Source organism: Yersinia sp. 22-579 (assembly GCF_030433455.1).
Taxonomy (GTDB): domain Bacteria; phylum Pseudomonadota; class Gammaproteobacteria; order Enterobacterales; family Enterobacteriaceae; genus Yersinia; species Yersinia enterocolitica.
The window spans coordinates 58,580-84,375 of the sequence record NZ_JAUJTZ010000007.1; the positions used below are offsets into that span (position 1 = coordinate 58,580).

The window sequence follows — 25,796 nt, forward strand, 5'->3', positions numbered from 1 at the left end:
AATTAGCAGTCGGTCAATACATCGTTTTGATTGTTGCCGCCGGTGGATTCCGGGCGCTTGGTCTGGCTAAAGTTTTCAGTGATAGAAAGTTTGGTTTCGAGGGACGTAACCCCTTGTTTTCCCTTTTCTATGCTCTGTTTCAGCTCCACCACTTGGTCAGCAAATTGCTTCTCAATAGACGTAAAACGGGCCTCAATGGTTTCCCCCTGTTCCTGCACATGCACCGCTACCGCATTCACCGCCTCATGCACATCATTAAAACGGGCGTCATCAGTTGCCTGTTTGCGACTGAATACTGACTTCACCATGCTGAGTAAGGTGACACCCGGCTCGGCCACGTCTTCAAATTCCAGTTGCACTTCAACCGCCGCAGAGAAAAAGTTATCCGGGTGAGATTTACGGGCGGCCAGTGGGTTGTGTTTGGCTTTGGCGCTGAATTCCAGCATTTCAGTCCCAAGGCTGGCGGGGTCATCGGTCACGGCCAGCCCGACCAGATAGGCTTTACCGCTATTGGCAAAGTTCGGGCGGATCTCCATGGAGGTGTAGATTTTCTGGCGGTCTTTATTCATCAACACCAGCTCGTCAGTGGGGCTGATTTGGGCGAACAGTGCGCGCTTGCCGTTCAGCGCTGAATCATCTTCAATGGTTTCCGCTTTCAGACCGATCACATCGCCATAACGGCGGAAAGTGCTGTCCGGCGAGTAACTTTTCAGATGTTCCAGATTGATACGGCAACCGTAGACGCGCGGGTCAAATGACTCGGCCATCTGGTTGATATCGTCGGCGTCAATCACTCGCCCGTCGCAGGTATCACCCTCAACGCCGATACGAAAATACTTAGAAACTTTCTTAGCCATGAGCGGCTCCATTCAGTGTGATTATGATTATTCGGTTCGGGGCTTAGTTTCCTGATGGATGGCGATGGCAACAACGAAAGCCAGTTGTGACGGGGCTGGCACAACAGCGAGGACGCGCAGAGGGTCGGGCTGGTCGCGTAGCCTAATGGCATGAATACGACACCGAGCACCATCATCAGCGACCCACGGCGACAGGCGGCCTTGCTTTACTGGCAGGGCTTTTCTGTGCGCCAGATTGCGGACACGCTGGCCCTGAAATCGCCGACTGTGCAGAGCTGGAAGAAGCGCGACGGGTGGGACGCTATTGCGCCCATTTCCCGCGTGGAAACCAGCATGGAAGCGCGGTTGATTCAGCTCATCATGAAAGACGCAAAGGAGGGGCGGGACTTTAAAGAGATTGACCTGTTAGGCCGCCAGATTGAACGGCTGGCGCGGGTGAACCGCTACAGCCAGACCGGCAGCGAAGCTGATTTAAATCCGAACGTAGCGAACCGCAACAAAGGGGAGCGCAAGACCCCGGATAAAAACCTGTTCGGTGAATCTGCTATTGAAAAGCTGGAGTCTATTTTTCACGAAAATATCTTTGATTATCAGCGTAATTGGTTTGAGGCCGGACTAGCCCACCGCATCCGTAATATTCTGAAATCGCGCCAGATTGGCGCAACGTTCTTCTTTGCCCGCGAAGCGCTGCTGGATGCCATCACCACCGGGCGTAATCAGATATTCCTGTCCGCCAGTAAGGCACAGGCGCATGTGTTCAAAAGCTACATTATCGACTTTGCCCGCATGGTTGACGTTGACCTGAAAGGCGACCCGATGGTGTTACCGAATGGGGCGCGCCTGTTCTTCCTCGGCACTAACGTGCGTACCGCGCAGAGCTACACCGGCAATCTCTATCTTGACGAATATTTCTGGATACCCAAGTTTCAGGAGCTGCGCAAAGTCGCCAGCGGCATGTCATTACACAAAAAATGGCGTACCACCTATTTCTCCACGCCGTCGAGTCTGGCCCACAGCGCCTATCCGTTCTGGTCTGGTGAGCTGTTCAATAAAGGCCGCCGCAATAAATCCGACCATATCCAACTGGATCTCAGTCATAGTCATTTAGCCCGTGGTGCGCTGTGTGATGATGGCCAATGGCGGCAGATAGTCACGGTTGAGGATGCACTGGCGGGCGGCTGTAACCTGTTTGACCTCAACCAGCTTTCTCTGGAATACAGCCCAGCCGAATATCAAAACCTGTTGATGTGCGAATTTGTCGATGACCAAGCGTCGGTCTTCCCGTTCGCCGAGTTGCAGGCTTGCATGGTGGACAGTCTGGAAGAGTGGGAAGACTACAACCCCTATTCGTTGCGGCCGTTTGGGCATCGCCCGGTGTGGATTGGTTACGACCCGTCCGAGGCCAACGGCGGCGACAGTGCCGGGTGCGCGGTGATCGCACCGCCAATGGTGCCGGGCGGCAAGTTCCGCGTATTGGAGCGCCACCAGTGGAAAGGGATGGATTTTGAAGCGCAGGCTAAACATATCGAAGAGCTGACGCATAAGTATTGTGTGGAATATATCGGTATTGATGCCACTACCGTCGGCCAAGGCGTTTTCCAGTTGGTGCGCCAGTTCTTCCCAGCCGCAAGGGAAATCAAATACACCCCTGAAATCAAAACCGCCATGGTGCTGAAAGCCAAGCACACCATTAATAACGGCCGTCTGGAATATGACACTGGCCACACCGATATCACCCAGTCATTTATGGCCATTCGCAAGACTATGACCGCCAGCGGTAAGAGTTCCACTTATGTCGCCAGCCGCAGTGAAGAAGCCAGCCATGCCGATGTGGCGTGGGCAATTATGCACGCTCTGTTAAATGAACCCCTTACCGCGACATATGGCGGCCATAGCCCTAATTTCTTGGAGTTTTACGGATGAAATCAATGACTTTTACTGCTGGTCAAGTTGACGGCCTGCGCGAACATTTCGAAAACTCGGCCTTTGACTATCAAAAGGCGTGGTATCGGGTGGGGCAGACCGGCGTAGCCCGCAATATCACCAAATCGCGCCAGATTGGGGCCGACTGGCTTTTTGCTTTTGAAGCGTTACTGGATGCCCTCACCACAGGCCGCAACCAGCATTTTTTAACCGTCTCAAGATATAGCGCTCTAACGACCCGCGCCACGATTGCCGAGTTTTGCCGGGTAGTTAGGGTAAACGTGAACCCATGCTCGCTGAATAATATTCTGTTAGGTAATGGCGCGCTTATCGCCTTTCACGGTGAAAACAGTCACGCAGCCGCTCAAACCGGGAATGTGTATCTGGGTGAATATGCATGGGCTAAAAACCCGCGTTCAATACTGCAAATGGCTAAGGGGATAGCGATGCACAAAAATCATCGTTTAACGCTCTATACCACACCCTCCCGCTCACATATTGCGTTCAAGATTTGGAATAGTTCACTGCAACACCCACGAAAAACAGCACCGGTGATACACACAAATAACGGCGTTTTTTGTGCTGATGATGTATTTCGTCAATCGGTCACGACTGATGATGCCATTCAACAAGGCTGCACGTTATGGGAAAAAGATTGGGATAAGGGTTGGCTGGAAAAACACATGACGGCGGATGATTTCAAGCTCTTATATTTGTGCGACTGGTCACAAGCGGCAAACAATGCAGGGGAAGTGAAATGAGTAAGCGCAAGGGCCGCAAGGCATTAAGCCGACCTGTCACCAATCACACCGCCAGCCAACAGCAGCCGGTGGAGGCGTTCACCTTTGGCGAACCTTCCGCCGTGCTCGACAAGCGGGAAATACTGGATTACATCGAATGCACCAGTAACGGTAAATGGTATGACCCGCCGATCAGCTTTGACGGGCTGGCGCGCAGCTTTCGGGCGGCGGTGCATCACAGTTCACCGCTGTATGTGAAACGCAACATACTGGCAAGCACATTTACCCCTCATGCAATGCTCAGTCAGCAGGCATTTAGCCGCTATGCACTGGATTATCTGGTGTTTGGCAATGCGTTTTTAGAGGTGCGCCGTAACCAACTGGGCGCACCACTGCGCCTCGACCCCAGTCCGGCCAAGTACACCCGCCGTGGATTAGAAAAAGATTGCTATTGGTTTGTCCAGAACTGGAAAGATGAACACCTGTTCGAAGCCGGGAGCGTTTTCCACCTGATAGAACCGGATATCAATCAGGAGCTTTACGGTTTGCCGGAATACCTCAGCGGTTTAAATTCGGCATGGCTCAATGAAGCCGCCACACTGTTCCGCCGCAAGTATTACCAGAATGGCGCTCACGCGGGATACATCCTGTATATGACCGATGCGGCGCAAAGTAGCAGCGATATTGAGGCGATGCGTAAAGCGATGCGCGACACCAAAGGGTTAGGCAATTTCCGCAACCTGTTTATGTACGCGCCCAACGGTAAAAAAGACGGCATCCAGATTTTACCGTTGAGCGAAGTCGCCACCAAAGATGACTTTTTTAATATCAAGAACGCCACCCGCGACGACCTGCTCAGTGTGCACCGGGTGCCACCGCAGATGATGGGGATTATTCCCAACAATACTGGCGGTTTCGGTGACGTGGCGAAAGCATCACAAGTCTTTGTCCGCAATGAGTTAACGCCGTTGCAAGAACGATTGAAAGAGGTGAATGATTGGATAGGGCAAGAGGTGATCCGGTTCAAGCCTTATGAACTGATAAGCGAGGATTGATATGGGACGTAAAGCGCCAACACCACCGCCATATAAACCCGGTGACACAGTGAAGAGGCCCGCACCACCGCCGCAGCCACCGCAAAAATACAAAGCGAAACAAGGAATAATTATGGAAGCACAAACTAACCCAAAAATCACAGCACAATTGGCTGTTGATATCCTTAATCAAGCGTTGTCACTTGACCCGGATTGTATTACTGCACTGGTATCGCAACGAGTAGAATGTAACGCGGCATTAGCCCATGACTCTGAAGTAGCTTGCGGTATGTCTAAAGGCAAATACATGACTGGCGCGCTTGGAATTATTAATTCACTGGTCAAAGACGGCGTTGTTGCCGCACAGTTTACGGATGACAATAAGCTGGCAGCGTTTCAAGTTTGCAAATAGTTAATTGATATTTTTGAATATCATAGCCGCCGAACCGGGCGGCTTTTTCATGCCCGAAAAGTAGCGATTCCAACACCTCGCGCCATACGCCACCAGACGCCCGTCACGCCATCACACCCCATGAACACGCATTGATTCCCAACTCAACCGAACGCAGCACCACGGCCCGCCCAAGATCGATAAATAAGGGTATCAAAACCCTTTGCGCGCAATGCTATCCCCGCCACGCCTGCGCGCTTTGCAGGTCGCTTTTCATGCACTTGCATGATCCATTGAGATCCGCGCCGGAACTGGCGCTAACAGGGGAAATAGGGGAGGGGATCAACATGCGGAATCATGCACTATATGCATGCATGACCCAAATCACGATGGGAGGCCACACATGCATTATTTTATGGGGGATTTATCAGTGCGATTTTTTACCGTCGGCGTTATAGAAAATCTCATCATAATTTTGGCTCGTGACTATCTGGCTGGTCAGGTCTGATATCAACGACATGGCGACAAGAAACTCGCTATTACTACACTGTGCAACTTGCGAAACTTCAGCAATAAACTGAATTCTTGATAGTGTTAATTCTATTTTATCAACGGGTTTCAATGCAGGCTCCTTATTATACTGTATTTATATACAGTATCGAGTAAAACAATATTCAGGTCAATACTGTATATGGCTGTTTAGTTAAATCAGATGCTTGTGACGCGCTATATGTTGTAAAAGTAATCCGCCGTGACGCGTCACAATGGTTTAACTGCACTAATTAATAAGCTGTTGATACCTTTGGTTTGCCAACACGCCGCTTCACCCCGTAAACAACACCCATTTGGATCGCCCGGCAAGGTATCGCCACATTTGCCACAGCGTTGTTTACCCAGCTCGGCTTGTTGCTCTTTTAGTCGCTGGTTATCTTGTCGAATCAGCAGCGCGATATATTCCGGTAAATCGTAGGCTGGCCGGAACAGACGCCGGGCAGCCATGCCCTCGATTAGCATGGCGAACTCTTCTGGCTCCAGTCGGGCGCGAATTTCATTGATACCAGCAGATTTATCACGCTGGCGCTGTGCCTGTTTACGGGTAGTGGCGTCGGTTTTAGTCATGAGTTTCCTCTCAGGTAGATTAATCATCGAATTCCGGCCAGTCGGACAAGGCCGGGTAATGGATCACCGCATCACCAACAGCCATTTTTGCCCCACGCGCTAACGATTCCAGTTCCCAACGTTGGGCGCTGATATCTTTCAACAGTAAATCGTTGCGGATTTGAGGGATGCGCTGGCGTTCTTCGCGGGTTAAGCGGGCAGATGGCGCAATAAGTCGGCCCTTGGTGGGGTCATAACTGCGTTGCATCTTGCTTATCGTTGGCTGTTTCTCTTTAACGCGGGCCACAATCGCCCTCACGGCGGCAGTGTCCGACCAGTCAATAACGGCATCCGGTGGGTATTCCATCGCCGCCACAGGCGTTTTATCCTGCCCGTTGGGGTCATTTGGCGCTTGGGTGTTTTCACCTAACCCACAGTTATTGACAGGACTCCGAGGCGCGCCAGCGGCGCTTTTCAACGTCAAAGGCTCAACGTCAACGGCACCCGAAACGATGCGCCATTGGGTTGTGCGGGTTTCATGAACATGGTCAGCGCCCAAATGCGGCGCATAGATACCGACGACTTTATGCACTTCCTCATCGTAAGCGTTCAGCTCATCGGCGATACGCTTGGCTACACGCACAGTCTGATTGCCGCTATTAGTTCCACCCTGCGCAGCGATGTAGGCAGCAAAATCACCCTCATCAGCAGCATGGCGCACAGCTTCCACCGTTTCGTCAAACGACTCGGCCAGACTTATAAAACGGATACGGCGACACTCGCGATAGGCTCCCATGGAGGGAATACCCATTGGGCGAAACTGAGGGATGCGCCACGTTGCCGCCCATGCTGTAACCGCCGCAGCGGAATCGGTTAGCAGCTCACCGGTTTCATGGTCGCGTTCACCCTCAAGCGCATAGCCGTCGATATTCTTGGCAATGTATTTAGCGATGTAACCAGCGGCCCCGCCTTTGTTCAGGTGCTTGCATTCAAAGCGGTATTTAGCGGCTCCTCGCTCGTCACTGTCTTCTTTCAACGCATAGCGGCGCATGATGTCGATAATCTGCTGGCGCTGCCTGCGCTCACAAAACAGCATCATGTGCCAGTGCGGGGTGCCGTCGTGGTGCGGCTCAACGACCCGCATCCCGTAGACGCTTAATTTATTGTCTTTAAAGGCGGTGCGCATTTTGCTCCAAATGTTGCAAAGGTAGCGCTGACCGTCTTTGGGGGAATAGGCTTCATCGTCCCACTTATGGTTAAGCTGGACTTTCTCGTTATCACCTTTACCGATAACGCGGGTCGGGTGATATTTTGACGGCGTGGTGACGGTCAGGAACATACCGACGTGCTTCTGTGAAGCTGCATATTTTTCGATACCGGCGATGGTGCTCATTAGCTCCATACGGCGAATTTCTGGATTGGAAATACTCGCCATCACCTTATCAATCAGGTCGATGCGCTCACCGGTTTCAATGTTTTCTAACTGGCAGCTTTTGAGGTATTCCAAATTAGACTGGCGACGGGCGAATACTTCACGGATGGCCTGCTTACTGGCATAAGAAGAGGCCGACATATCACGGCTGACATTACCGACAGCAATCAATAACGCTTCCCGCCAGCGGGTGCGCTGTGCTTTGAGTTTGCGCTCCCACCATTCAGGATCAACCAGACGTGATAGGCTGGCGATAGCAGAGGTGATATCTAACCGGCCTTTCAGGTATTTGCGCCAGTGCATCGGCGTGATATTAAAAGCGCGCGCCATTCTGGCAAGATCGCCGAATATGCGTACCTGTGTATCAGCCTGCAATAAAACAGCCCTGTCACCCTGATTAGCCTTAATGCATTCATCACAATGATGGTTGTACGCCACCATTAACTCATCGCCGATTTTGCGGGCAAAGCGGCGCAGCTCTTTATCGTGCATACCCGCTAGGCTGGCATAGGTTGGAGCATCAGTTGAAAAGCTCATTGATGCACTGAGGCGCATAACATTTTTGCTATTGACCACCTGAATACGCGGCCAGATACGCTGGTCAAAAACAAACACCAGCCATTTATTAGCGTCGTTTAGCCCTTTATTGGCTAACAGGTATTCATAGCGAGAAATGAACTGGTTACGCAGGAAGTGAGGCAGATTATTGATATTGGCTAAAACAGCTTGCCCCTGAATCAGTTGTTCACGGGTAAGCGGTCTTGCTGGTGCAAGGGTTTGGCGCGGTTTGCTGCCGGGGTAGGCATAGGCAGGAACAGCAGCGCCGCTGCCCGGATAAGGCAACGGCGGAGTTGGGGTAATGCGGCCACGCATATTATTAATGCTGGTCATAAGACTGAGTGATTATGTGCTCAGCGATTTGATTAAGCAGTTCAGCAGCTTCTACGCCACTCAATTCTCGGTTTAGAATTTGATTAGCAATCTCATCCAAACGAAAGGAAACCAGCGCGGCCTGATTCTTTCTTTCATCAATCCGAGCCTCATTTAGTAATAATTCGAGTGAGTTCATAGCCACAGGCGAGCGTTCATATCTGATTAATTCCGCTTGTTCCTTTGTATTCTTCATTGGTAATTCCTGTTTTTAGGCAATACGAAACCCGGCGAGTGAAACGCCATATATTGCGACCTTGGTTAATTAATAATATTCAGTGTGCAGTCATCATTACTGACAAACGACGGCAGCGAACGAGTAAACTCAATTAAGTAGTTCAGCGTTTCAACAACAGATTCTCTTTCTGCAGGACTTAATTCTGAAAACTGCATATTCACATGACGACTTTTTAAGCCAGCATGAAAACAAATTGTTTTACGCAAATGTGCAGGCGATTTATCAAAAGCCTCCTGAGCAACATTCTTTCTATTACGGAAATACGTTTCTTTTAATTCAGCAATACGAGCAATACCCGTCATTCTCAATTTTTCAGCTTCCGTTAATTGCAGCATATAACCCCCAATCAACGCCCGAATAGACGGCGTAATATTGGCGTCTTCTTTGCAGAGGACAATTCTTGTAAAAGCGCCTTTTGATTACTTCCCGGCTTCCAGCGCTGGCCGCTCTTCAATTCCAGCACCCCGTTACCGAAATGACGCAGGTTTACCGGACTTTGCTGTTTCAACAGTGGAGCAATAGAAATAATCATAAAAACACCTCAACTCAAACCAGCGACAGCACTCAAGCCGCTAATAACATCAACGGTTGAAGCAAGCGCGGGGGTTGATTGAATGCGCGCCTGCACTGTCAAGCCAATCAGTGACAGATGGCGAATCGCAGTATTGACGCTATCCAGCAGGGCAGATTTACTGAATGCTGTTTTGTGATTACCTTGCACCGCAGCGGCAGCAATAGAACCCACGGCAGCAGTAGCATGAAGCGCGTAAGTCGGGATATTATCGGTGCAGGCTTCATTGACTGGCACAGATGGCATGCAATTGATTTGTGACAGTAGGCCGTCTAATAACGTTGGGTCTTCGGTCTGGTCGGTGATGCGTAGCAGTTCGTCAACGGTCAGGCGGTGTGGCTGGTCAGGATTCAATTTGTTACGCAACACTTGCGCCGCAATCCCTGCGTTTGCTGCCAGCTCGACTAAGTTGTGCTTTAACGCAAACTGGCGGCAGGCGTTATCAAAGTGCGGATGTTTGGACACTGAAAAATCAAACATGGCTTACTTCCTCACATATGCCGACAATTAGTTGGCAAATTTGAATGTCGAACATTACTGGTTTGCCGCTTCTTTAGTGAGAGCGATCATATTTACGAGAACCTTTTCCATTTTGCGAACTTTCTGGCGGATAGGTAGACGACCATCTTTCACCATGCCACGGCAGGTTTCATAAGGGATTCCGCTCAATTTTGAGAACTCGGGCAGGGATAAATAAGGAGAGGTTACTGTGATTGCAAGGTTTTGAATCATGGTGCATCCTGTAATGTGTGGTTAATGCGGGTTAATTTGTGTCTTTGTTCAATAATGAGGAATTTAATCCTCAAAGTTGTACGAGTCAATATTATTTTGGCGGGAATATTGAATGGTTTTTAGTGGCGGACAAGCTGTTGTTGATAGGTTATTGAAAGCCTACGGTTTTTCAACGCAACGTGAGCTTGTAGGAAAAATAGGTGTTGGTCATGGAACAGTAAGCACGTGGATCAAACGTGGGTATTTTCCCGGCAAAGAAATTGTTCAGTGCGCACTTGAAACGGGTGCATCTTTGCAATGGTTAGCTACTGGGGAAGGAGAACCGTGGGAAGCCGACAAAGCTACTAATGAAAAAGAACACGCTAAATTAATTCAGCACAGAAAGTTGGTTGATGGATTGTTAACCGATGCCAGCCCCGTATTACTTGATCCTGAATTACTTCCAGTACAGATAGATGAACCTGAGTTGATTTCTTCACCTAATGCCAAGAGTTCATTTCTGGTTGAGCATCAATTCAAGAAAATTACTGATGGCCTTTGGTTGATTGAAAAAGCGGGAGTTGCATCTATCAGTGATATTACCCGTTTACCGGGTGATGTATGGCGTATCAATGATATAAATTGGCCGGTTAGTGAGGTCAGTATTTTGGCTAAAGTTGTTGGGGAAATTACAGGCTATTAATACCCTGTACTAAAAAGTAATCGGCGCACTAATGGAATAATAATCTAATGAAATTATTAGCTAGTGCAGTAATTGGTATTCTTCTTTTATCTTTACCTACGATCACTATGGCAAAAAACTATCCCTGCTCCGGCAAAAAGGGTGGGGTATCCCATTGTGAAAATGAGAAATTTGTCTGTAATGATGGCTCTATCAGTAAATCAAAGAAAACCTGTACACGTTAGTTTTTAATCAGATGTTTGTCGTGCTACATATCAAACATTGACTACTGTTTTTATATACAGTAAATAAGCCCAAGGGATTATTCTTGAGGACTTATTTATGGCAGTACGGAAGTTACCCAACGGGAAGTGGGTCTGTGATTTTTACTCAGATGGCCGTGATAGTAAGCGGGTTAGGAAAACCTTTGTTACTCGCGGCGAGGCGTTGCGCTTTGAACGTGAACAATTAGCGCAACGTGGTGATCTGGATATTGACTACACACCGGCAGAGACTGCCGCGCAGAGGTTAAAAACATTGGTCGGTCAGTGGTATGAACTCCACGGGCGCTCTTTGAGTGACGGCAAAGCAAGATTAGACAAACTCAATATCCTGTGTGATAACTTGGGCGATCCTGCTGTTGCTGATTTTGACCGGGAAGTGTTCGCCAAATACCGCAAGCAGCGTTTAGCCGGTGAGTTTAGTCGTAAGCCAAAACACGGAATCGTTAAACCGCCAAAAGAGGCAACGGTCAACCGCGAACATGCTTATCTGCGAGCTGTCTTTAATGAGTTGAAAAGGCTAGGGCATTGGAATCATGCTAATCCGCTGGATGGTGTCAGGTTATTTCGTGAAAGCGAAAACGAATTAACTTTTCTTTATGAAGATGATATTAAGCACCTGCTGTATGAGTGTGACAATTCCAGCAATAGAGATCTCGGTATCATTGTTCGTATCTGTCTAGCCACTGGTGCACGTTGGAGTGAAGCGGAGCAGCTAAGACAGGCTCAGGTGATGCCAAACAAAATTACCTATATCAACACCAAGAGCAAAAAGAACCGTACAGTCCCTATTTCTGCGGAACTGCATAAACTGATTCCAAAGATGAAAGGGCGCTTATTCGTCAATGCCTATGACGCATTTGGTCAAGCGATTGACCGGGCTAAACTGGTGTTACCTACCGGCCAGTTAACCCACGTTCTACGCCATACTTTCGCCAGTCATTTTATGATGAACGGTGGCAACATATTGGTACTGCAACAAATCCTCGGGCACTCCACTATCCAAATGACCATGCGCTATAGCCACTTTGCACCGGATCATTTAGAAGCGGCAGTGAGTTTGAATCCATATGACCGCATTTCGAAAAATTAATAATGTGAGAATGTAATGATGAATAAAATGGTTGGAGATTTTTGTAATAACTGCGTCCAAGGAGAGAATCATTATGTCGTTAGAATATCTAGTTCTCGGAGGTAATGCTGACTGTATTCTCTAGCAAGATACGATAAATCTGACAGTCAGCTAAGAACGAGAAGCGGAAATTCGTTAGTGTTGTCATATCTTCTTAGCTGCATTAATAATACTCTAATATGTTAGTCAACAGAGGACTGGTCAAATTAAAAACATCAGAACCATGACTTATCATTCAAAAATAAAAATGCCCCCAAATAAATTAATTTTGGGGGCTAATGGTTTTTTCTAAAACAGGGCAATAATGATATTCAAATATACTTATCAGGCCTCTGCATCTTTGAATGCGGCGGAAAGTATACTTCCGAAAGAACCTGGAGCCTCATTCTTTTTCGCCCCTAACCGTGCAGCTTCGAAACGGTCACCAACACTACCCGGAGTAATGTATTTATCATAATTTTTAACATTTGATGATCTAGCTCTATTAATTCTGTCTAATTTTCTTTTGAAAATATCGTGATAATTGTATTTAAGCTTATTAAAAACAAAGTCCAATACTTCATCAATTTCTTCAAATTGATGCCTTCTCAAGCAAACCTCTATAAAATATGAAAGCCCATTCAGCACCTTTACTTTCATATCATGTTGAAAATTATCAAGTTCTTTGTTTTTTATGCAACTAAACACTTCAAGACCTGGGTAATTAAAAATTCTATAAAACTCTTGGCGCTGCTCTGAAAATATTTTTTCATATTCTACATCGGTTATTTCTTTAATTCTGTAATCATCTTTTAGTTCCTCTCTTGCATCAATCCAGAATGTAGCTTCATATCTCATCAAAACACAAAGCAAATCAAGTCTTTCATTTTCTTCTGTGAAGGAGTTAAGTTGAAGTAAATTGCCAATTAAAGTAATTGCTTTCGTCTTCTCTTTCTTATCCCCACGCCATAGATATGTGGAATATGTTTTTACAAATAAAGGTGAGTTGTTATATGCATATTGGTATTCACCAAGAAGTAAGATGCCCTCTTCATAGCCACCATTATCTTCGATTATATATTGCGCCAGGTTTATAACGGCTTGAATTTTAATTTCGGCGGGAGTAACTGCTCGTGATATAATCGACCGGTATTTTTGCTTAACTTCGCTTGGCTTTTTAGTGATTCGAGAGTTATCTGCATCATTTAGAAGAGAAAGGTTATTATCTAAACCCTTATCAGTTCCAATTAGCTGCAGGCGACTAGTTACTGAGCCATCTTCCTGGAATGATTGCCTCATAAGAGTAGCAATCTCACTTGAGTAAACTTTGAAATATTTATCATCAACAATGGTAATTATTTTTAGCTTAACTAACTCCTCTACTGCCTTCTCGAACTCATACTTATCTCTTTCCATGTTTAATATATACTGAAGCTTTGAAAGTAAATTAATTAAATCACTTTCTGATGTTAATATCCCCATCACACCAAATATTTTCAACGCACTCACGGAAAGATAATCTTTTATTCTCCCATAGAGAAACTCTATAGCATTCTTTCCAGTATTTATCTTGGAATCAAGCATCGTTTCAATAGAACCGCTTTCGCCATATATTATTGCGCTTTGGAAAATAAATAAAGGCCTCCCACTGGTTAATTGATGAATTGATGCAGCCAACTCATTTGAATCTCTGCCTTTTTTATATATTTCAGTGTCGATTGCAAGTTCGTTCTCTAGTACGCTGTCAAAAAAGCTCAATGATTCAGATGGAGATAGTTCTTTAACTTCAATTTCCTCACCTGTAATATTACTGGCTGAGCGAGTTGTTATAACCACCTTATGGTGGCTAATATCAAGTAGCTTTATGAATTCAAGTAGTTTATCTTTTTCTGAAGGAGTAAAGGTTTCATAATCATCTATTATGATTAGCAACTTTCCTTGGAAATTAATTATATCTGATTGGTCAGAACTATCATGGCAGAAAGCAATACTGTTAATATATCTTATTACTGACTCATAAGAGTCGACGTTACCGTTAATCTTTTCTATTATACCTGTGTGATAGTTGAATTTTCTATCTTTGGCAGAAACAAAAGCAATATAGTCAAAGTATTTCCTTTCCTCACTAAGCAACACTTCACAGACCCTTTGAATAGAAGCGGTTTTCCCTACACCTCCATGCCCCCAAACGGTAGAGAAAACAGTAGATGTATTTTCTTTTAGAAATTGTACTAATTTTTTGACTATTGCTGTATCAATGTATTTTTTATAATTATTTTCGAAACTATTAATGATGGTCCCGTTACTGGCTTTAACTCTTCGCTCATCGATTTCCATGATAGAACCAATGATTCCATCAACCGTAAAGTATTTCCTGTTTGTTTTAATAAGTTGGTTGAACATTGCTCTAGATGCAAGCTTGTCATCTATATAAGAGAAAAGATAGAATTCATCGACCTCATCTGTTTTCAAAAAAGGAGATATCTTATGATATTCGGTATTATGGTATATATATAAAGTATTTCTTTCTAACTTGGCAGTCGATTGCGAAATAGTGCAAGGAGAATACTCACCTGTCGGTTTGTATCGAATTCCTTTCGAAACTGACTCATTCGAATAGAATACACTTATAATGTCCATATCTGATTTCAAAAAAAACGGCCCAGCATCTTTAATGTTTTTATAAATCTCACATAGTTTTTCATAAAGCTCCTCGGCCCCATCTTCAAATGAAAAACCATGTCCTATTGATTCATTTCTTAAGTTAGGGTATTTATTAATATTATCTTTAAATATTTTAAGTTTCTTCCCCCCAAATATTTCTCCTTCTATATCCAGCACCCTTACCAAATTAAGGATGCTACCAATTGATGGTCTAACCACATTTTGAAAGCACATAGATCTCGAGTCATCATCAACTCTTGAAATGTTTTTATTCCATAGATATCCAAGTGTTAATACTAGAATGTATTCTATTCTCGATTGCTCTTGAGTGGCTGCATCTCGAAAATTACCAGTAAATACGTTAAGTTCTGATTTTTCGCCTATTTTTTTGGAAAGGTAGTCCATTAGTAAACTCCAGATTTTCCAGATAAGTTGGTGGGCAGAAACGAGTTAGAATGTAGTAGGAGGGCGTTTAAAACGTTACATTCAATTTTAATATACAACAAGATGTATTCTATTTATAGAGCTGATAGGTTACTCATACACCATTGGCTAACGATGAAAGCGTTGCATGAAACCTTCAATGACATTTACACAGCTTTCAAGGTAGTAGCTTTGAAGCATCACTTCTCTTAATAAATATCAATGCCTGCTTATGGCACAGAGTCGAACGTCAGATTTGATTACATCCTGAACAGTAAGGGCGTCAGATTAAGAACGAGTTAGTACATCTGATTCTTTTTGAGCATTAAATTTAGTTTGATTACTGTGACTACCACCCCCACAACAACCCAAACTAACCCGCTATCGTGTTTGGTAACTTACTGATTTTATGTAAGTGATTGATTTGCAGATTGTTCTAAGAGTTTTTAAAATCCCTCGGCTTATGGCTGTGCGGGTTCAAGTCCCGCCCCGGGCACCATGGAAACAAATCTAAGTAAAACAAAGTAGTATGAGTATGTCGTTAACCGCCGAGAGGCGGTTTTTTTGTGACCCAAATCTTATTTCACCATTGGTTTTCACCATATCCCTGCTCTTTTGTGGCTGTTTCACCATTCAATTTCGTCACTTTATTGCTCTTCTTGTTGCCCGCCGACGACAGGGACAATCGCGACTTTTCTGTCATACCGTGCCGTTTGCGATGCATTTTTATGTCCCGAAATCGCCTGTTTTTCATAGAGGGTTCCTGTGAGATCAGAAACACCTTTCGCCTTCAAATCGTGGAAGGTGAAATTGAAATCCAATTCAGGGTGTGACTCTTTTGCCATTTTCCTGGCTTTACGCCACTGGCTATTAAAAACATCACGGCTATACCGACATCCACCTCTTTGGTGGATGAGATAAATGCTACTTATCCCTGGCTTCAAGGGGAGGGTATCGGCCAACGCAATCGCATTCTGCAATCGTCCGGTCCAGGCCTTAATTTGTTTTACTCCCGTTTTTCCCTGCCTGATATATAGCCCCGCGTCTTTAATTTGGTCACGGCGTAACGCAAGCACGTCAGCTTGTCTTGTGAGATACAGATAGGCTATTTCCATGGCGATGCGGACAATGTTAGAGGCGGCAAAATAGACTGCACTATATTCTTCATCAGTAATATAGCGCTCTCTACTGAGCTTCTTAAACTGCTTTACACCAGTGCAAGGATTCAATTTTACTTTTCCGCGCTCGTATCCCCAGCGGAAGACTCTCGACATGAAAGATTTTTCTCTGTTGGCTTGAATCCGACTTGTTATCCCCCGTTCATCCATATACGTTCGAATATGCTCGGGCTTTATACTGTTGGATGACATTTTTCCAAATACAGCGATTATTTTTGAGGAGTGTTTGCGATAGTCTTTTTGTGTTTCACTCGCCAAATCACAGAAATCGCCGGACACCAAAAACTCTTTAATGAGACCAGTAAATGTCGTGTCACTTTTCTGGCCGACCATTAATCTCTCATAGGCCATCCATACCTCGGCCTGGCTGGATCCAAAGCTGCAAAGTCGGATTGTTCCACCATCGATGGCCCCGAACTCATAGGCTGACCTGCCTTTTCGAACACGAGGCGGCATCCAGTTGTCAGCGGGGTCTTTGCGTGGGCGAGCCATAATCAGGTTGTTCATCAGACTCCACCTGAATGAGCTGACGCGATGACAGTGGGTCCCCAGGTGGTGCTGGGTCAAGCATCTTTCCGCATGATAAAAAAATGCCATTTTCGTGTAAGCATTCGCATTGTTTTCTCGGTTGAACAAACTCGGTGATCTCTTCTAATTCAATACGAGTTAATAATTTCCTATTCAGACGCTGTAGACGCAATGCTGAATAGGTTCACCCATCAAAGCGATGAACCTGCTTGCTCATCAACGTATTACGCTAATATTTTCCAGCGTTACCTGACTTTCAGGCTTATCATTTACCTGATGGGCAACCGGGACAAATATGTTTATATCTTTCAGCCAGGCTTCTTTGCTACTGCTATCGGGCTGATATTTCTGTGTTTGAGTACATTCAGCTAACAGATATTTCCCGCTAAACGCAGGTGAAAGGTTATGAGCATATCCCTCTCTTGTTACCTCGCAACGTAAGATTCCTGAAGAAGACGCTTGCTTATTGGAATCAATATCGTCCCTGTGTGCCATACGTTATAATTATGGATTTTAAATACTACAAAGGAGCAGTATGATGCGATCAGCTATTTTAACTTTCTTAATACGAATATTCTGATAGCTCTCTATTACGAAATGGCTATTCTTGCTATTATTTTTTCATCTCTAATAACAAAAGTGATTTTTCGTTTAATAAGAAAAGATAAATAACTTAAACAGGAATAACCATTTTTGGCAATATGTTCCAGCGTCAGATCGACAATCCATTCACCATCGCCGTCAGTAAAGCCTAACAACTGGCGGTAATCATATTTAACCGTTTACCTGTTATTAATTTAAAATTACTTAAGTGTTATTATTAAAATAACGATAGCATTTTAATTAAAAACAAGGAAAAAATTTATTTTCATTACTTTGATTTTAGTCTTGTAATACTATTTTTTGCGGGTACAGGAGGGAATTGCACATGCATCGGGTTATCTCAACGAGATAATAACTAGTTGCTACCCCATGTAGGTGTTCATCGGTAATATCATTGAAGACTAAATCATTGACTGGGTAGTGTAACTGTTGAGTGGAGGGGGGAATCTATGTTAATCAGGTGTAAAACGAAGCCCGCGTAAATGTGCGGGCTTCTGATCGTGTGAGTTACTTTGATCGCTCAGACAGACAGTTGGTTAATTATTAGCCTTGATTTAAGAGATCGCTATTATTTTCCTGGTTCTCCGCCATCATATTTCCGGTATAGTTTCTAACTTCCCGCAAACGGAGGTTCTTTTCTTAAAATTTTATCAATGACATTTAACACGCCTGAATCATTATTCGAGTCGGCCTGATATTTCGCTATTTTTTTAATATGTTCTGGCGCATTTGCCATAGCAAATCCATACCCGGCATATTGCAACATCTCAACATCGTTGCCACCATCACCAAAAGTCACCACTTCTTCATCTTTCACCCCCCATATATCCTGGAGTAATTTAATACCATTGGCCTTATGTACACCAGGTATGATTAGGTCAACAGAACCATGACCACTGGACACTGGGGTTACAATACCGCCTAATTCAGCCTCAATGAATGTCATAAAGTCAGCCAATTCTTCATCGGGCAAACTGATTGCGAACTTGAATGCGGGTTCTTCGATTTGACTGAAGTTATCAATAATTTTAAGTCGATGGTAATATTTGCTCATGGTGGTGTAGAAAGCATTATCAGATGAACTGAGCATACAAGCACCATTCTTGCCACAAACAATAATATCAAGATGAGGTAGTGGTAAGATTGTTTCTAGAACTTTGTCACGGTTTTCATCGGATAGTGCTCCGCAGAAAATTTCTGTATTTTCATTGCTAACGTAGGCACCGTTTTCAGCGACAAATGCGATTTCATCAGCGATATCGGGAAAGAATGAGATGAGCTGGTAATATTGGTTGCCACTGGCAACAACAAATTTTATTCCATTATCTTTTAATTGTGCATATTGAGCGCTAAACCTTTTCCTATCAAAATTCATCTGGTCGTTAAGAAAGGTTCCATCCATATCAACTGCAACGATTTTAATACTCATTTTATTTCCCTCTTTAACATATTGAAGATAGTAGTTTGATAGAAAATATCTTAACGCTATTTATCTAAAAAAAAGCTAGCAAAATTTTGCTAGCTGGTAAAGTTACCATACTCAGTCACAAATTTTATCTTTAGATGAATCTTCACAAATATGTTTACGCTGTATTAATTTTTGATGCGGTTATTCCTCGTTGATATATTTCAGCTTAAATGCCCCGACCGCAATAACGAGGAATGTCAGTGCCATAATGGCGAATGCGGTGTAAAGATCAGTTAAGTGAGCAATAAAACCAATCAGCGCTGGCCCGCCCAGCACGCCGAAGTAACCTAGTGTTGCAACCATGGCAACGGACATATTTACCGGCATCACTTTTTCCTGGCCCGCCAGGGTTATCAGTACCGGAACAATGTTTGCAGCCCCAACTCCAACTAGCGCGAAACCAAGCAATGTGAATTTCCAGTCGGGGATAATGACCGCAACTGCATAACCGATCATGGCGATGATACTGCTGAGAACCAGTACGCGTTTACGTCCCAAAAGGCTGACAACTTTATCGCCAGTGAAACGCATGATTGACATCGTTCCACCAAAAATTGCGAATCCCCAACCTGCATGTGTTATATCAAGGCCTCGATCATTAGTGAGAAAAACGCCGCTCCAATCTAATACTGCACCTTCCGCCATAAAACAAATCATGCACATTAATGCCATTAACACGAGTCGGAAATTGGGCTTTGGTTTTGTTATCGCTTGCTCAGTAGGTTCTTTATGATCACCAAAGGGGATTAATTCATTAAAAACCGTCACGGTAATAATAGCGATGACTGCAATGGCAATGAATGTCACGGCAAGAGGCATCAAACCAAGCGTAAATAATATTGCACCACCACCTGCTCCTGCAATTGAACCAACACTGAACAAACAATGAAAACCTGACATTAGTGGTTTATCAGATGATTGTTCAACCAGTGAGCCTTGGACATTGACTGCAACATCTGCCAGACCGATTCCAGCGCCAAAGAAAAATAGGCATAAAGCCATCAAAGGAAATTGATCAATGATTGCCAGAGTAGGCAGGAATATACAGGCTAGGGCGATACCTAATAGCATGATATTTCTACAACCAAAACGGCCGATGAGTTTCCCGGAGAACAGCATGGCAAGTAGAGAGCCAGTTCCCAAACAAAGCAACAGTAATCCTAACGAGCCAGCATCAAAATGAAGACGATTTTGTGCATAGGGTACCAATGAAGCCCAAAGGCCCATTGCAAATCCTGCGACAAAGAATATTGCCCGCGTGGCCGAGCGTTTAGCATAAGTATCCAGAGTGGCATCAAGTGTAGAGCTAGACATTCAGTAGTTACCTTTCTCTGGTGAGTGGTCGCGAAATCGAATTTGTTAGCAATGTAAAACTACTTACTAAAAGACTTATATTAAGTAATAAAATATAATGGCGACGTTCAAGAAGTCAAGAACATTCTTGCCGTGGAAGGTGTTTATTTATAGGTGTTAAATAGGGGATAGAATGCGAGCATTGAAATGAGATTTTTAGTGCTAAGGCAGGGCTTTAACATCATTTACTTGGGTAAGTTAGCTATCAAAGACTCTAAAATTATTATAGGCGTCGAGGGTATATTCTGATATGCCTTTATGATAATCAGATTTTATACAATCGCGATAGACAAATTGCGGAATATGTTTGTTATCAAATCTTTTTAATAACTCAATAGCTAGTGCATCAATACATGCTTGATCGATGTTATTACCTGATACAGCTATGGTGACCGGATTAATAATAACAATTAAAGATGAAGTGACATGCAGAAGCCTTTCAAACTCGGAGGTATGATGAGAGTTAGTATTCTTTCCATTGGTTAAATTATTATAGAAGGGCAGTTTTGATACCTCCCCGGCGAATTGGCTAGCCCCACGTAGCATTTTCCCGGAAATAACCATGCCACAACCTGCGCAATGTCTCGGGGGCATGAATATGTAAGCGACTGGATCATTTGTACCGCAGCAATAATTTCGGTAGAAGCCAAATGCAGTGTAATTCATATCATTGCCCACTTGAACAAAAATACCCAATTGGGTATTTAGCTGCTCAGCAATATCCAGTCCTTCTAAGTGAGTAATATCACAAGTTAGGACTTTCCCATCGACCACAACACCTGGAAGGCCAAGGCCTAATGCTTTGATATTAGGATGTTTATCTATTATCTCTTTAATATGGTTAATTAATATCTCCATAGTAAGATTATTATAAACTTCATTGTATTCTTGAATTTTTTTGCCATCGGCCGAGGTGAGAAAAGACGAAATAACGCCGCTGTCATTTGTACCCTCGGCATAGACACTTAATACACTAAAGTAATTTGGATTATATATATAGCGTTTGGCTGGCCGACCACCGCGTGATTCATCGAGAGATTCCTCTATAACCTCTCCCTCAGCGCATAATTCATTCAGTATCGTGCCACAGGTTGCCAAACTTAACCCAGTTTGAGCGGATATATCGCTTTTCGTTGCAGATACCAGTGATTTTAATGTGCCAGTTACCAGCATGATATTTTTTTTCTTCATCTGTCTGGTAGTGTTAATCAGCACCGTTGTCATTTTTTTCACCCATAATTTAACTGGAAGAAATATAACATGTTCGTATTTATGAATAAATAATTATCATGGTCTTCGCCGGATGTTACAGTGTTTAAAATGAGAGATAAACCCCTGGTGCTTGTCGAGAGATATTGACAGCATTAGGTTTAAGTTAACTGAGATGGATGAGAATAATATATGGCGAGTAAAAAAAGAGGGATGGGCTACATCGCCATCATGGTCGATGATTATGATAAAGCGATTGAATATTATACTGAAAATTTGGGTTTCTTTTTGAGGGAAGACGAGCCGCAGCCAGGGAAGCGCTGGGTATTGATTTCACCCACAGAAGATAGTGAGTGTCGTTTATTGTTGGCTCGTGCATCTAATGAAAATCAAGTGACATTTATTGGCAATCAATGTGGCGGACGAGTATTCCTTTTTCTTGAGACCGAAGATTTCTGGCGTGATTATCAATTAATGAAATCGAAAGGAGTAACATTCTGTGAGGAACCGCGCAAAGAAGCCTATGGCATGGTCGTGGTGTTTGAAGATATCTACGGCAACCGCTGGGATCTTTACCAAAAATAGCACTATATTGCCTATCAGCGGGTAAAGCCCACATTATGCGGGCTGTAACCAAACACTGACTAAAACCCTGATATTGGCAAATGGTACATTAATGGCTAAATCTGAAACCACTGATTGTATGTGCTAAGCCAAATATTGGTATAAGCGAAAGCGTAAAAATTTCGAAAATATAGCAGCACTTATCCCGATATTTATCAGTAGGCCGTCATATTTGTCTTCCCCAAAGCAGCACTCGGTATGATAGGAATATAGCTATGATAAAGATTATCTCGGTGAGAAATCATCCAGAATATAAAGATAAAGCTATCCACTACTTTCAAAGTAAGTGGGCTACAGAAGAGACCAAAATGCTTTATCAAGATAGCATTACGCATTGTATTGGTGCAAAAAAGCCGTTGCCGCAATGGTATTTGATGGAGCTCAATGCGGAAATTATTGGCTGTGTGGGGTTAATTACTAATGATTTTATCAGCCGGATGGATCTGTACCCTTGGCTGTGTGCGCTCTATATTGAAGAGAACTTTCGTGGCCATGCTTATGGTGAGTTGCTGATAAAGCACTTGGCGGAAGAGGCCAAAAGTATCGGTTTCGACGAATTACATTTATGTACTGACCATATTGGTTTCTATGAAAGATATGGTTTTATTTTTACCGGGATGGGCTATCACCCATGGGGTGAGTCTTCACGAATTTATTCTCTGTCACTGATTTAATTGGAGTAGTGAAAAGAGCGAAGGAGATTGCTGTGAGTATAAATAAGGTTACATTGCAACGGGTCTATGATGTTGAACCACCTTATCAGGCCAATACTTTCTTGGTTGACCGTTTATGGCCGCGTGGGATCAGTAAGGCGCGTCTGGAGGGGGTTGTATGGCTAAAAGAGGTCGCACCGGATAACGCGTTGCGGCAATGGTTCCATCAGCATTTGGATTGGCCAGAATTTGTCATACGCTATCGGGCCCAGCTCAATAACTCTACGGCTTGGGAACCTTTGCTTGCGGTGTTGAAGCAACAGCCAATCACGTTGTTATATGGCAGTCGTGATGAGCAAAATAATCAAGCAGTCGTTTTACGCGATTTTCTTCTCAGTAAACTGTAGTCCTTTAACTTTACTCACTATTATTGAATCAATCGGTAGTGTACGTTTCATTATTCAATAGCGGTTTGATATTAATCTTAGCCGTATTCGCGTAAAATTCAGCCCGTAAGTTTGTTTATCAAGCTACGGGCTGAATGTATTCTTTAACCTACTGGCTTTTGTTCATACAAATCAGAGGTGGCACTGCTTTAGTTCCACTTTCTTTGACAGGCATATTTCTGTGTTCTGCTGCAACTTCTCGGGCGCGTTTACGCAAACTAAACCAGCCAACGACTAACAATACGGCAATGACAGGTAAAGTCGCAACGGTCCAGGTACCATTCGGATAATCTAACGCCATCATGATTAATACACCGGCCAGGAAAAATAGGGTTAGCCAGGATGTCACGGGAGCACCAGGCATTTTAAAGGCGACGGGTTTGGCCGTGCCGTTCTTTATCGCCTGACGTAATTTCATCTGACACACAATAATGAATGCCCATGAGCTAATAATCCCTAGCGACGCAATATTCAAAACAATCTCAAATACCTGTGATGGGACGAGAAAGTTGAGCACTACACCAAAAACATAGATGCCGACAGTGACCAGTATCCCGGCATAAGGGACCGATTGGGGGCTCATTTTGGACATGAATTTTGGTGCTGAACCGCCCATCGATAATGAACGTAGAATGCGGCCTGTAGAATACAGCCCCGAGTTCAGGCTGGAAAGAGCGGCGGATAGCACCACGATATTCATGATCGTTCCAATATAAGGAACGCCTAAGTTACTGAAGAATGTCACAAAGGGGCTTTGACCCGCCTGATAGGCATTCCAGGGCAATAAACATACCAACAGAACCACTGAGCCGACATAAAACAGGCCAATACGTAGAATCACACTATTGATCGCTTTGGGTAGCATTTTTTCTGGGTCTTTGCACTCGCCAGCTGCGGTGCCAATTAACTCAATACCTGCAAAAGCAAATATAACTCCCTGAACTAATACCAGTGCGGGAAGTAACCCGTGGGGGAAGAATCCACCATTATCTGTGATCAGATGCATACCGGACGAGTGTTCACCTACACTTTGGCCGGTTCCAAGAAAGATAACCCCGACGATCAGAAATATGGAGATGGCGGCCACTTTAATCAATGCGAACCAGAATTCCATCTCCGCAAACCATTTAACGCCAATCATATTCATGGTGGCGACAATTGAAAGTGCGCCTAACGCAAACAGCCATTGGGGTACATCAGAGAAGGTTCCCCAATAATGCATATAGAGAGCAACGGCGGTAATATCGACGATTCCTGTCATTGCCCAGTTGAGAAAATACATCCATCCAGCAACATAGGATGCCTTTTCGCCGAGAAACTCGCGAGCATAAGAGACAAAACTACCACTGGAGGGGCGGTGTAAAATCAGTTCGCCGAGGGCTCTGAGAATGAAAAATGAGAAAACCCCGCATACCAAATAAACCAATGCTAATGCTGGGCCTGCCATTTGCAAACGAGCACCGGTACCTAAAAATAGGCCGGTACCAATAGAACCGCCGATCGCTATCATTTGTATATGACGCCGGCCCATACTTTTGTGATAGCCAGTATCATGAGAATCTAACCAGCGTTTTTTTGCGTCGTGATGGGTTTCTGCAGAGTGCTTTCCTGACATCATAGACATTCCCTATTTTCCTGTCTGTTGTGCAATCATCGTGAATGTATTACTGCAACCGATTGCTAAAGGTTAATGCATAAATAGCGTCTTAGCGCCTTCACTTGTTATGGCTTTGATCATTACTCTTGAATTATGGGAGGGCATGCTATCGTTTCTATCGTGATGAGGCAAAAAAATATTCACTTATAAATTATTTTTTTTGCGGTATTACCGAAGTCACTAATTGAATGGCTAAGGTTAATTTATAATCACACTGCATGCTTCCATATTAATACATTTAGTATGATTATTGATTATTTTTAGAACAACCCGTAACCGGTTGTTATGTAGGTGAATGCGGAGAGTTTGTTTTTTTACTATAAATCAATTCTGACTATTTTCTATCGATACTATTTTTAGCCTGACTTTATATTTTATTACTATCATTTTAGATTAAATTGCAGTTTATCTTAATTAGAAGAAAACTTTTATGCAGATATTCTTTTTATATGCATGGTTTGTCTTTTTGGCACAAAAAGCATACTTTGATATCGGGTCTATAGATGTTTCAATTATGATCAATATAAAGGGTTACCAATAAGATATTACTCCAGGTATTGATAGCATACTGAGTTGAAACTGGGGGGACTGCTAAGCTATAGCATTTAAAGCCATGAGTAGACTGGCTGTCGTAAGCGAGCGATTTCATGCATGCAAAGTGTTTATACCTAAATAAAGACTTTAATCTAACCGTCTTTAACTAAAAAAGCATAACAGAGAAACTTGATTACATTCGGATTTTTTAATTACAAAACACCGAGTTAAGTTAATTAAAATAAACCTGTCGAGAGGCTCTCAAATGCAATAAGTATATCACTATCGCTTGTTCTTTTACTCTGAGTGGAGTGGTATCTTGAGGTTGAGCATTTACATTTTATGTTTTTATTGTTGATGTTAATAATAACTTTTAGCGACAGGTTAATCGATTACTTCCTTAAATAGGTCTGTGATAAATATCGAATATCATTAGCTGATCATAACATTCAATACG

25 protein-coding genes are annotated in these 25,796 nt (G+C 43.9%); 9 read left to right on the forward strand and 16 right to left on the reverse strand.

Going from position 1 to position 25,796, the window contains the following annotated elements:
- Positions 1–2: 2 nt before the first annotated feature.
- Entirely contained in the window at positions 3–857 is an 855-nt protein-coding gene (locus QSV56_RS10165; protein WP_061111915.1) for a GPO family capsid scaffolding protein, read from the reverse strand.
- A gap of 150 nt (positions 858–1,007) precedes the next feature.
- Here QSV56_RS10165 and QSV56_RS10170 point away from each other — a divergent pair, with 150 nt between their 5' ends.
- The 4 genes from QSV56_RS10170 to QSV56_RS10185 are packed head-to-tail and all read left to right on the forward strand — an operon-like array spanning position 1,008 to position 4,966.
- Positions 1,008–2,780 carry a terminase ATPase subunit family protein gene (locus QSV56_RS10170; RefSeq protein WP_061111914.1) on the forward strand — a complete coding sequence of 591 codons (1,773 nt, stop codon included), beginning with the start codon at positions 1,008–1,010 and terminating at the stop codon, positions 2,778–2,780.
- Positions 2,777–3,541: a terminase family protein gene (locus tag QSV56_RS10175; protein WP_061111909.1), complete on the forward strand. Its 765-nt coding sequence runs from the start codon at positions 2,777–2,779 to the stop codon at positions 3,539–3,541. The genes QSV56_RS10170 and QSV56_RS10175 overlap by 4 nt, the downstream gene beginning before the upstream one ends.
- Positions 3,538–4,575, forward strand: a complete 1,038-nt coding sequence (locus QSV56_RS10180; protein ID WP_061111908.1) for a phage portal protein — start codon at positions 3,538–3,540, stop codon at positions 4,573–4,575. The genes QSV56_RS10175 and QSV56_RS10180 overlap by 4 nt, the downstream gene beginning before the upstream one ends.
- Position 4,576: 1 nt before the next feature.
- Positions 4,577–4,966, forward strand: coding sequence for a hypothetical protein (locus QSV56_RS10185; protein ID WP_263797137.1), 390 nt, complete (start codon positions 4,577–4,579; stop codon positions 4,964–4,966).
- Between the two features lie 406 nt (positions 4,967–5,372).
- Here the strand turns inward: QSV56_RS10185 and QSV56_RS10190 are convergent, their stop codons facing one another.
- The 8 genes from QSV56_RS10190 to QSV56_RS10225 form a co-directional block, all read right to left on the reverse strand.
- Entirely contained in the window at positions 5,373–5,567 is a 195-nt protein-coding gene (locus QSV56_RS10190) for a hypothetical protein (protein ID WP_046695125.1), read from the reverse strand.
- A 137-nt stretch (positions 5,568–5,704) separates the two neighbouring features.
- Positions 5,705–6,064 carry a hypothetical protein gene (locus QSV56_RS10195; protein WP_050880707.1) on the reverse strand — a complete coding sequence of 120 codons (360 nt, stop codon included), beginning with the start codon at positions 6,062–6,064 and terminating at the stop codon, positions 5,705–5,707.
- Positions 6,065–6,083: 19 nt separating this feature from the next.
- Entirely contained in the window at positions 6,084–8,366 is a 2,283-nt protein-coding gene (locus tag QSV56_RS10200) for a replication endonuclease (protein WP_061111910.1), read from the reverse strand.
- Positions 8,353–8,601, reverse strand: a complete 249-nt coding sequence (locus QSV56_RS10205; RefSeq protein WP_061111904.1) for a DUF2732 family protein — start codon at positions 8,599–8,601, stop codon at positions 8,353–8,355. Before QSV56_RS10205 ends, QSV56_RS10200 begins: the two co-directional genes overlap by 14 nt.
- Before the next feature lie 65 nt (positions 8,602–8,666).
- Complete coding sequence (locus tag QSV56_RS10210; protein WP_061111903.1) at positions 8,667–8,978, reverse strand: hypothetical protein; 312 nt, start codon at positions 8,976–8,978, stop codon at positions 8,667–8,669.
- 11 nt (positions 8,979–8,989) lie between these two features.
- A complete protein-coding gene (locus tag QSV56_RS10215; protein WP_019079991.1) occupies positions 8,990–9,175 on the reverse strand; it encodes a phage filamentation protein Fil family protein in 186 nt (61 codons plus the stop codon).
- Between the two features lie 9 nt (positions 9,176–9,184).
- On the reverse strand, positions 9,185–9,694 hold the full coding sequence (locus QSV56_RS10220; protein ID WP_301212236.1) for a phage regulatory CII family protein: 510 nt from the start codon (positions 9,692–9,694) through the stop codon (positions 9,185–9,187).
- 54 nt (positions 9,695–9,748) lie between these two features.
- Positions 9,749–9,946, reverse strand: coding sequence for a DNA-binding protein (locus QSV56_RS10225; RefSeq protein WP_019079169.1), 198 nt, complete (start codon positions 9,944–9,946; stop codon positions 9,749–9,751).
- Positions 9,947–10,058: 112 nt separating this feature from the next.
- On the opposite strand from QSV56_RS10225, the gene QSV56_RS10230 reads away from it, so the two are divergent.
- Both QSV56_RS10230 and QSV56_RS10235 read left to right on the forward strand, forming a co-directional pair.
- On the forward strand, positions 10,059–10,628 hold the full coding sequence (locus QSV56_RS10230) for a phage repressor protein CI (protein ID WP_061111898.1): 570 nt from the start codon (positions 10,059–10,061) through the stop codon (positions 10,626–10,628).
- A gap of 321 nt (positions 10,629–10,949) precedes the next feature.
- Positions 10,950–11,981, forward strand: a complete 1,032-nt coding sequence (locus QSV56_RS10235; protein WP_061111897.1) for a tyrosine-type recombinase/integrase — start codon at positions 10,950–10,952, stop codon at positions 11,979–11,981.
- A 363-nt stretch (positions 11,982–12,344) separates the two neighbouring features.
- Here QSV56_RS10235 and QSV56_RS10240 read toward each other — a convergent pair whose 3' ends face one another.
- The 6 genes from QSV56_RS10240 to QSV56_RS10260 form a co-directional block, all read right to left on the reverse strand.
- Positions 12,345–15,068: an NB-ARC domain-containing protein gene (locus QSV56_RS10240; RefSeq protein ID WP_061111561.1), complete on the reverse strand. Its 2,724-nt coding sequence runs from the start codon at positions 15,066–15,068 to the stop codon at positions 12,345–12,347.
- A gap of 665 nt (positions 15,069–15,733) precedes the next feature.
- Entirely contained in the window at positions 15,734–16,771 is a 1,038-nt protein-coding gene (locus QSV56_RS10245; protein WP_080357911.1) for a tyrosine-type recombinase/integrase, read from the reverse strand.
- Positions 16,728–16,964 (reverse strand): DUF4224 domain-containing protein, encoded by a 237-nt coding sequence (locus tag QSV56_RS21955; RefSeq protein ID WP_072076895.1) that lies wholly within the window; start codon positions 16,962–16,964, stop codon positions 16,728–16,730. The genes QSV56_RS10245 and QSV56_RS21955 overlap by 44 nt, the downstream gene beginning before the upstream one ends.
- A gap of 1,041 nt (positions 16,965–18,005) precedes the next feature.
- Positions 18,006–18,824, reverse strand: a complete 819-nt coding sequence (locus QSV56_RS10250) for a Cof-type HAD-IIB family hydrolase (protein ID WP_263696159.1) — start codon at positions 18,822–18,824, stop codon at positions 18,006–18,008.
- 180 nt (positions 18,825–19,004) lie between these two features.
- Positions 19,005–20,177 carry an MFS transporter gene (locus tag QSV56_RS10255; RefSeq protein ID WP_050131217.1) on the reverse strand — a complete coding sequence of 391 codons (1,173 nt, stop codon included), beginning with the start codon at positions 20,175–20,177 and terminating at the stop codon, positions 19,005–19,007.
- Between the two features lie 237 nt (positions 20,178–20,414).
- Positions 20,415–21,440, reverse strand: a complete 1,026-nt coding sequence (locus QSV56_RS10260) for an ROK family protein (protein ID WP_046695091.1) — start codon at positions 21,438–21,440, stop codon at positions 20,415–20,417.
- 177 nt (positions 21,441–21,617) lie between these two features.
- On the opposite strand from QSV56_RS10260, the gene QSV56_RS10265 reads away from it, so the two are divergent.
- The 3 genes from QSV56_RS10265 to QSV56_RS10275 all read left to right on the forward strand — a co-directional run bounded on the left by QSV56_RS10265 (position 21,618) and on the right by QSV56_RS10275 (position 23,109).
- A complete protein-coding gene (locus tag QSV56_RS10265; RefSeq protein ID WP_301212244.1) occupies positions 21,618–22,010 on the forward strand; it encodes a VOC family protein in 393 nt (130 codons plus the stop codon).
- A 254-nt stretch (positions 22,011–22,264) separates the two neighbouring features.
- The gene (locus QSV56_RS10270; RefSeq protein ID WP_046695089.1) at positions 22,265–22,723 is read left to right on the forward strand and encodes a GNAT family N-acetyltransferase; all 459 of its coding nucleotides are present in this window, start codon (positions 22,265–22,267) and stop codon (positions 22,721–22,723) included.
- A 32-nt stretch (positions 22,724–22,755) separates the two neighbouring features.
- On the forward strand, positions 22,756–23,109 hold the full coding sequence (locus QSV56_RS10275; protein WP_005164450.1) for a DUF488 domain-containing protein: 354 nt from the start codon (positions 22,756–22,758) through the stop codon (positions 23,107–23,109).
- Positions 23,110–23,257: 148 nt separating this feature from the next.
- Here the strand turns inward: QSV56_RS10275 and ansP are convergent, their stop codons facing one another.
- A complete protein-coding gene (ansP, locus tag QSV56_RS10280) occupies positions 23,258–24,772 on the reverse strand; it encodes an L-asparagine permease (RefSeq protein ID WP_046695088.1) in 1,515 nt (504 codons plus the stop codon).
- Positions 24,773–25,796: the final 1,024 nt, after the last annotated feature.